This is a genomic window from Nocardia farcinica (genome assembly GCF_029867845.1).
In the GTDB taxonomy this organism is placed as follows: Bacteria; Actinomycetota; Actinomycetes; order Mycobacteriales; family Mycobacteriaceae; genus Nocardia; species Nocardia farcinica_A.
The window spans coordinates 1-2,924 of the sequence record NZ_JARWRU010000617.1 but is presented as its reverse complement, the minus strand read 5'-3'; the positions used below and the strand labels follow the sequence as shown (position 1 = coordinate 2,924).

At 76.8% G+C, this 2,924-nt stretch carries 2 protein-coding genes and 1 pseudogene; 1 reads left to right on the top strand and 2 read right to left on the bottom strand.

All coding sequences use genetic code 11. From position 1 onward, the window contains the following. The coding region (locus QH283_RS13570) for a helix-turn-helix transcriptional regulator (protein ID WP_280503359.1) at positions 1-667 on the top strand (667 nt) is incomplete at its 5' end. 48 nt (positions 668-715) lie between these two features. Here QH283_RS13570 and QH283_RS13565 read toward each other — a convergent pair. Beyond that, positions 716-1,792, bottom strand: coding sequence for a MerR family transcriptional regulator (locus QH283_RS13565; RefSeq protein ID WP_280503358.1), 1,077 nt, complete (start codon positions 1,790-1,792; stop codon positions 716-718). Between the two features lie 303 nt (positions 1,793-2,095). After that, positions 2,096-2,803, bottom strand: a pseudogene (locus QH283_RS13560) (HEAT repeat domain-containing protein); the annotation flags it as partial. Between the last annotated feature and the right edge of the window lie 121 nt (positions 2,804-2,924).

Sequence of the window (2,924 nt, the reverse complement as noted above, 5' to 3'; positions counted from 1 at the left end):
TATTGGGGGGGGGCCGGGCGGCCGGGGGTTGGGCGGCCCCCGCCCCCCCCCCACCGCCCCCCGCGCCCCGGGGCCCGCGCCCGGCTGGTTCCGCCGCCCCGAGGACACCCCCGCCATGGCCGCGATCACCGACGCGCTCTGGCACGATCGCACCCTCGCGGTGCGCTACCGGCGCGCCGACCGCGAGGTGCGGCGCGAACTCGACCCGCTCGGTCTGGTCCTCAAAGCGGGCACCTGGTATCTCGTCGCCCAGAGCGACGGGCACATCCGCTCCTACCGGGTCGGCCGCATCCTCGCCGCCACCCCCACCGACCGCACCTTCACCCGCCCGCCCGGCTTCCAGCTCGCCGAGCACTGGGCCGCCGCCCAGGAGGAGTTCGCCCGCTCCATGCTCCGCGTGCGGGCCCGCTGCCGGATCGCCGCCGACCAGCTCGGCCTGCTGCGGCTGTTCCTCGACCCCGCCGCGGCCGCCGAGGCGCTGGCCACCCGCGGCGAACCCGACGCCGACGGCCGGGTCGAGGTGACCGTGCGGGCGGAGTCCTTCGACGTGCTCTTCCACGGGCTGCTGCCGATGGGGGCGCACCTCGAAGTCCTCGACCCGCCGGAGTTGCGGGCGCGGATGGCGGCCACCGCGCGGGCCGTGGTCGCGCTGTACGCCGACGGGTGACCCGTGCCGGCCACACGGCTCGCTCCGGCGCGGGGCACCGGCGACTGTTCATTCTTCCGGCGCGCCGGCCTCGCCCCCGGCCGCGGGCGGCGATGGGTGCGGGACGGCCCGGCGCCTTTCCCGGCGCGGCCCTCGGTCGCGGTGGTCGAGGATGGCGGCGGCGGTGGCCGCGATCGTCCGGTCGCCGTCGCCGGTCAGGTGCTCGAGCGCCCGGTGGGCGGACGGTCCGGGGATCTCGGCGAGGGCCTGGGTGAGGCGCAGGCGGACGGACGGGTCGTCGGCGCGGCCCATCGCGTCGGTCACGGCGGCGGCGATGCCCGCTTCGGGTGCGACGGCGGTGAGCTGTCCGAGCGTTTCGGCGGCTTCGATGTCGCTTCGGCCCTCCACGATCATCGCGAGGAGCACAGGCACGGCCGCCACCTCGCCCCGAGCGCCGAGGGCGAGCGCGGCCAGGGCGCGGATGCCCGCGTCCGGGTCGGCGAGGGCGGGTCGCAGCAGGTCCGCCACCTCCGGCGTGCCGAGTTCGGCGACGGCGCCGACGGCGCGGCGGCGGACCTCGACCGAGGGCGAGGCCGAACCGGCGGCCAGGCGGTCGAGGACCGCTCCCCCGGCCCTGGCCAGAGCCCAGCGCAACGCCCCGGCCACGTCCGCGTTGTCCTCGGCCAGAACGGCCTCGACCAGGGCCTCGACCGGGAGCGCGGCGGTGTCGTCGGCGGCGAGGATCGCCTGCTGGCGGCGCGGGGCGTGACCGGATTCCAGGGCGCGCAGCAGGGCCACCACGCGCAACACCTCCTGCCATCCGGCCGGGGCGGCGGCATCGACCCGCTCCAGGGTGGCGAGCAGTTCCTCCTCGGCCGCGATCCGCCGTCTGGTGTGCCGGATGAGATCGGCCACCAGGTCGGACGGGGCGAAGCCCGGTTCGTCCAGCGCGCGCTTGACCTCCTGGAGCGAGAGGCCGAGCGTGCGCAGGCTCTCGACGTGCAGCAGACGGCGCAGGTCGGCCTCGGAGTACTCGCGGTAACCACCCGAGGTGCGGCCGGTCGGGCACACCAGGCCGACCGCGTCGTAGTGCCGCAGCATCCGGGTGCTGACGCCGCAGCGCCGGGAGACCTCGCCGATCAGCATCGTCTACTCCTCGACTCCAGCCCCGTCCCCGTACCGGGCCGCACCGCGGTCCACCGTCCCGGCGACGTCCTCGCCCACACCCCTGGTCACGCCCACACCTTTGGTCACGGCGACACCGCTGCCCTCGGCCACACCGCTGTCCGCGCCCACACCGCTGTCCCCGGCCACACCGCTGTCCCCGGCCACGCCGCTGTCCGCGCCCACACCGCTGCCCTCGGCGACACCGCTGCCCTCGGCGACACCGCTGTCCCCGGCCACACCGCTGTCCGCGCCCGCCGAGTCGGACCGGACGAGGCGGCCGATGGCGTCCGGTCCAACGATGGCGACGCGCTCGGCGAACTCGACCGAGAGGGTGAACGCGCTGTCCGGGTCGCGCACCAGCGCGGCGCAGGCCACGGCGTGGGCGCGCACCGGCGGGTCGGGGTGTGCGGCGGCTGCCTCCAGCGCGGGCAGGGCGGCCTCGCCGAGGCCCGCGTAGGCGCGGGCGAGGCTGCGCTGGGTGTCCCGGTCACCGCGGCCGAGCGCGGGGACGAGCGCGCGGGCCAGCGCCGCCTCCCAGCCGGACGGCACCAGGGCGACCGCCGCCCGCCAGGCGCTGCGCGCCACCTCGTCGTCTTCATCGTGCAGGTGCGCCGTGACCGGCGCCCAGGCGCGCGGGTCGCCGATCTTGGACAGGGTGTGCAGCGCCTGACCGCGGGCCTGGGCGCCTGCCGCGTCGAGTTCGGCGAGCAGCCCGGGCACGGTCAGGTCGGCGGGCAGCCTGCACAGCGCCCAGGTGAGCATGTCGCGGACGAAGAAGTCGGGTTCGACAGCGCAGCGGGTGAGCAGGATGTCCAGCAGCCCGGGGTCGGGGTCGGTGCCCACGGCCAGGGCGGCGCGGAGCCGGACGGACGAGTCGGTCGCCGACAGGGCGTCGGTGAGCCGTGCCCGCGGGTCGGCTCCCTCGGGCGCGGTGGGCCGGGTGTCGCCGCGGCCGGGTGTGGCATGTGGGGTCGTGTTCATGACAACCACCTCCTTCGCCGCCCATTCGAGTCCTTGACATCGTGTCAAGGTCAAGCCATGATGGCGGAGCGGGGGGGCCGGCCCCCGGGCGTGCCGCCCCCCCCCCGGTGAACGCCCCGGGCGGGAAAAA